This is a genomic window from Sinomonas humi, from assembly GCF_000802235.1.
In the GTDB taxonomy this organism is placed as follows: Bacteria; Actinomycetota; Actinomycetes; order Actinomycetales; family Micrococcaceae; genus Sinomonas; species Sinomonas humi.
In genome coordinates, this window is record NZ_JTDL01000125.1 from 1 (window position 1) to 5,152 (window position 5,152).

Sequence of the window (5,152 nt, forward strand, 5' to 3'; positions counted from 1 at the left end):
CGTCTACGACATCACGCAGGAGCGCATCGATGCCGCCCTCGCGCGCCACCCCGAGCTCTCTGACCAGCTCGACATCACGATCGGGAAGGACTCGGATCTCAAGGAGGTCCTGGAGGACACCGAAGTCCTCTTCGCGTCGCTGATGAATATCGAGATCCCCCGGGAGGTCCTCTTCAACGCGCCGAAGCTCAAGTGGGTGAACTTCATCGGCGCGGGAGTCGACAGCATCTCCCCACTGGACTGGCTCGCCCCCGGCGTGGTCCTCACCAAGAGCTCCGGCGCCCACCTGCCGGTCGCCGCTGAATGGGGACTCATGTCCGTGCTGATGCTGAACAACTCTGTTCCGCGCTACGCCACCAACCAGCGGCAGGGCAAATGGGAGCGGTATTTTGCGACATCAGTCCAAGGCAAGACACTTGGCATCATCGGCGTCGGCCCCATCGCCGGCGGCATCGCCGAGCTCGCCAAGAACCTGGGAATGAAGGTCATCGGCGTTCGCCGCACCGGCGAGAGCCACCCCCACGTGGACGAGATGTTCGGCCCGGACGGAATCGACGCAGTCCTGAGCCGTGCGGACTGGGTCGTGATCGGCGTCCCCTCAACCGAGGCGACCGAGGGCCTGATCGGACGCCGCGAACTCGAACTGATGAAGCCCGGCTCTGGGATTGTCTCCTATGCGCGGGGACCGGTCATCGACTGGGACTCGCTGCGCGAGCAGCTCGGGAACGGTCACCTCAGCGGCGCCGTGGTCAATGGGCTGCCGCAGGAGCCGCTGCCGGCGACTTCCGCGCTGTGGGACACCCCCAATCTGGTGATCAGCCAGCACACCGGGACCCAGGACAACGAGCAGTACACCATCAACTGCCTCGACATCTTCTTCCAGAACATGAAGCGCTACATGGCCGGCGAGCCCATGCTCTACCAGGTCGACCCCAAGATCGGGTACTGACAGCCGGCCAGGAAGGACGCCCCTGCCCGCAGTCCGCCGGCCGCCTGCGGGCAGGGGTCCTTGGGGAGGCCCGCCAAGCCCCTGGATCCGCCGTAAGCCCCTGGATCGGCCGCGGACGACCGGCTGGCGCCGCCTCTTGGGCGGTATCTACCTTGCAGTCTTTTCGAAATGCACCATCTCTTACTCTGGAGGCAAAAATGTCAGAAGCCGTCTCAACGCACCTGGGCGCGAGCGGAGCATCCGAATTCGTCCAGCTCCATTCGGGAGACGAGGAGTGGAAGCCCGGGTTCGACCCCGAGTTCGGGATCCAGGTGATGAATGTCCACGGCGACCCCAGCCAACCCGGCATCTACGTGATCCGCATCAAGTGGCCCCCGAACACCATGAGCAGGCCGCACCACCACCCCGAGGACCGGCACTGCACCGTCCTCTCTGGAACGTGGCATGCCGGAACCGGCCCGGAGTTCGATCCGTCCACGAGCACCGCGCTGGGTCCCGGCAGCTACATGTTCCACCCGGGCGGCGCCGTCCACTGGGACGGTTCAAAAGACGAGGAGGCCGTGATCGAGATCATCGGCTACGGCCCCACCGGGATGTTCCCCGTTGACCCGGACTGCTGCGAGTTCGCCCGCATCTAGGGCCCTCGGCCATGCCCGCAACCAAAGTGGTACGGGGTCCGAGATCTCTTGGAAAGCCCTTCCACTGGCGGATTTCCGCCTTCAGATTCCAGCCTTGATCCATAGAGCTCGGAGGTAAAACAGATTGACTATCACCCAGAACTGCACGCCGACCACATTCCAGCCCCGGGTCAGGCGGATCGATGAAGCCAAGCGCGCGTCCGCTGTCGAGGCCCTCGCCCGCACCCTGGAAGCGCGCACGCCGCTGACCCCCGAGTTCTACACCGACGAGGGGATCTTCGACCTCGAGATGGAGCTGATCTTCCACCGGGAATGGCACTACGTCGGACACATCGACCGGATACCCAACACCGGGGACTACTTCACCACAAGGGTAGGGCGCATCCCGGTCCTCATCGTGCGAGGCCGCGACGGGAAGATCAACGCCTTCGTGAACGTCTGCCGCCACCGCGGCCACGAGGTCGCCCAGGGCGAGGGCAACGAACGCACGCTGCAATGCCATTTCCATGCCTGGACCTGGACGCTCGACGGAGAGCTCCGGGGCGCACCCCGGTACGACCCCGAGGCCAACTTCGACAAGGCGAACTTCCCGCTGTTCCGCGGCACCGTCGAGACCTTCGGCCCGTTCATCTTCGTGAACTTCGGGCAGGACCCCGAGCCGTTCACCTCCTCGCCCGCGTTCAGCGAAATCGACGAGAAGTCCAAGTCCTTCAACCACGACTTCGGCGCATTCGAGCTGAAGAACCGCTGGCAGCACGAGATCAAGGCGAACTGGAAGCTGATCCTGGACATCAGCGTCGAGTGTTACCACTGCGCCTCGGTACACCCCGAGTTCGCCAGCAGCTACGAGACCGGAGAGAACTACCGCGTCGACCTCTTCCAAGACTGGCAGCTGCACATCAGCCCCCCGAAGGGCCAGCTCGACGACATGGTCAACGCCAACTTCATCTACCACATCTGGCCCCACACGCAGTTCTTCATTCAGGGTCCGATCATGAACGTCGTGCGCAACATCCCGGTGAGCACGACCACCACGCTGAAGGAGATCCAGTCCTTCGCCCTTCCCGGTACGAGCGATGAAGTGCTGGCGGCGAGGGAGAAGTCGATGGACCTGGCCCTGACCCAAGACTACGATGCAGGGGAATCGGTCCAGAGCACGATGCCAGCAGGCTATTTCGGCGGCGCCCCCCTGTTGAAGGACAAGGAGGCCGGCCTCATCTGGGCGCAGGAGTGCATGTACCGGGCCTTCTCGGGCAAGCCGTGGCACGGAACCGCGAGCACACCTTGAGAAGACCGACCGCCCTCACGGAGGCGCCGTACGTGACCGCGGCGACGAGTCGGAGGAACGGCGTATCCAGGTGAGCGCCATGTCTGTGCCGCGCTGTTGAGAGATGGATGTAGTGCGGCACAGGCGTGCTCAAGTGCGCCGCGGGGGCCATGATCCTGTTCGAGGGCGCGTCAGACCTGCTCACCGGAGGCATTGTGGAATGCCGAATCGGTCGACGCGCAGGCGGGGAGCCTTGCCCGAGGGAGAGGGCGTTGCCTTGGTGCGCCGGATCAAGGCAACGGCGAAGGCAGCGGCCCATCGCCTCGGCGACCAAGTGCCCTTCGTGCTGTTACCGCATTCCCCGATGGCGGCTGCCCTACCCGGGGCGGGGTCTCCTATGTGCGGATCGGCGACCGAGACGGCACTTGGCGGCGGCCCCACCAAGGCATTGCTTTCCCAAGATCCGGCGAATGGTTCAGGCCTTGGATCATCCGCCAGCGCGCGCCTAAAGCACTTCCCGTCCTACGCCAGCGGCGCGTCGGCCCGGTCGGGCATGCCCGCAAGAGCCATCAGCGCGTCCTCTCCGCGTCGCCCAGATAGAGGCTCCAGGTGACATTCGGGAGTGGGATTCTCCTCCTCCGTGGAACATCGGGAGACAACGTCCCGCCTACCAGGCTGCCGGAGTTTGTCGTGATTACGACCCCGTTCTGGTCGACGATGCACGACCCCTGCGGCAGGGAGGCCATGAGCGGGGCGAATACGGTCTGGAGGTGGCTGATCAGGATGTCGGCGCCGGCTACGCCGATGAGCCTGCCGTCGTCGGCCGTCACGCGTTTGCTGAAATCGATGATGTAGTTGTGGCCGTTCGCGTCGACGTAGGCGTAGCTGCTGTGGATGCCCTTGGCCCCGTCCGGAGGCCACCAGGCCGTTGCGCTGGGATCGTAGTACTGCAGATCCTGTGACACGCGCTGCGGCGCTTGCCGGTCCGAGGGCTTGTAGAACCAGGCGAAGCCGCTCTGTCCGAAGAACGATGGATCCGTTATGAAGAAGCCCAGGCCGATCAGCGTCGGCGATGCCTCCTCCAGAGTCCGCCGGGCGGCAGCGTAGAGCTCGTCGAGCGCGCCCGGGCGGCCGCTCGGCGCTCCATCCAGGAGGGCACGGACAGTGTCCTCGACGATTTGGAGGGATGTGACGGCGGTCTGCTGGATCTTCCCGGTGAGGGCCTTTATCGACGAGACGGCGCTGTCGATCTCGTTGGCTGTCGGAGGCGCTCCGGAGGAGGAGGCGGTGTCCAGGGACATGCGCAGGTCGATGAGCCGGTTCATGTCGTGTCGGACGTGCTCCTCGGCGTGGGCGCGTGCGCGGTCCGCGTCTCCTGCGCGTATTGCCTCCACGATCGCCTCGTGCTCCTGGGCGGCCTCGCGGCCCCCACCGGGGGCGCTCGACCAGATCAGCGGTCCAACGTCTGCCTGGAGCGCCAATTCCTGACGGGTGAGGCGGACGGATCGGGCGGCCGCCGCGAGTTCGATGTGGAATCTGATGTCTGCTCTCATCATGTCTGCAGGCTGGCCGGCGGTCTCGACTATCCCGGCCAGCGACTCGAGTCGCCCGAGCGGGATCTGCTGAGACCTCTCGGCTGCGGCTGCGGCTGCGGACCCGGTCAGGGCTGCCCGGTACTCGCGCAGGTCGCGCAGGTCTTCGAGAGAGTACGAGGCAAGGGTCTCCGTCCGCACCCTAAGGGAGTCCCCGTTGTTCGCCTTGACGAAGCTGCCCCCGCCGCGGCCGCGCCGCGTTTCCACCAGTCCGAGATGGCGGAGCTCGGCCAATGCGGTGCGGAGCGTCTGGGTGGAGACTCGCATCATGCCGGCCAGATCGCTCTCGCTGGGCAGCTGCGTGCCGTCCTCGAGAACGCCGAGCTCGATCGCGTGGCGGAGCCTCTCTCCGATCTCCTCCCCACGCTCTGCGATCTCCAACGGAGCGAATGCGAGCTGTTCCCTCCAGCTGCTCATGGGCCGAGCCTCCTCAAGCCTTGCATAGTCGGTGCGCTTCTTTCCACCATTATAGGCATAAGGCACTTGACATGTGACCTCAGATGTTTATAGTTAAGAATGGAACGGGACGGGACGCAGCTCCCCGACCGACCGCCATCGCAAGATCTAGGAGGGCGGGGCCATGTGGGACACCGAAGATGTCGTCCATGCTTGGAACCGTGCCGGCAACCCGACACCACATCACCTTCTTGGCCTCTACGCCCAAGCGCTCACGACCGAACGCCCTGTCGGCGCCTACCACACCCTG

4 protein-coding genes are annotated in these 5,152 nt (G+C 65.0%); 3 read left to right on the forward strand and 1 reads right to left on the reverse strand.

Annotated features, from left to right (window positions below; translation table 11 throughout):
* The 3 genes from LK10_RS12835 to LK10_RS20945 form a co-directional block, all read left to right on the forward strand.
* Window positions 1-949 (forward strand): D-2-hydroxyacid dehydrogenase (locus LK10_RS12835; RefSeq protein ID WP_043124311.1); only part of this gene is annotated, 949 nt, incomplete at its 5' end.
* Window positions 950-1,146: 197 nt separating this feature from the next.
* Window positions 1,147-1,587 carry a cupin domain-containing protein gene (locus LK10_RS20940; protein WP_052207304.1) on the forward strand — a complete coding sequence of 147 codons (441 nt, stop codon included), beginning with the start codon at window positions 1,147-1,149 and terminating at the stop codon, window positions 1,585-1,587.
* Window positions 1,588-1,711: 124 nt separating this feature from the next.
* On the forward strand, window positions 1,712-2,875 hold the full coding sequence (locus LK10_RS20945; protein WP_052207305.1) for an aromatic ring-hydroxylating oxygenase subunit alpha: 1,164 nt from the start codon (window positions 1,712-1,714) through the stop codon (window positions 2,873-2,875).
* Between the two features lie 548 nt (window positions 2,876-3,423).
* On the opposite strand, the gene LK10_RS20950 is transcribed toward LK10_RS20945, so the two are convergent.
* A complete protein-coding gene (locus LK10_RS20950) occupies window positions 3,424-4,863 on the reverse strand; it encodes an FCD domain-containing protein (protein WP_052207306.1) in 1,440 nt (479 codons plus the stop codon).
* Window positions 4,864-5,152: the final 289 nt, after the last annotated feature.

Coding starts and splice junctions, on each gene's coding strand:
- LK10_RS20950 (WP_052207306.1), bottom strand. CDS start 4,863: ATGAGCAGCTGGAGGGAACAGCTCGCATTCGCTCCGTTGGAGATCGCA.
- LK10_RS20940 (WP_052207304.1), top strand. CDS start 1,147: ATGTCAGAAGCCGTCTCAACGCACCTGGGCGCGAGCGGAGCATCCGAA.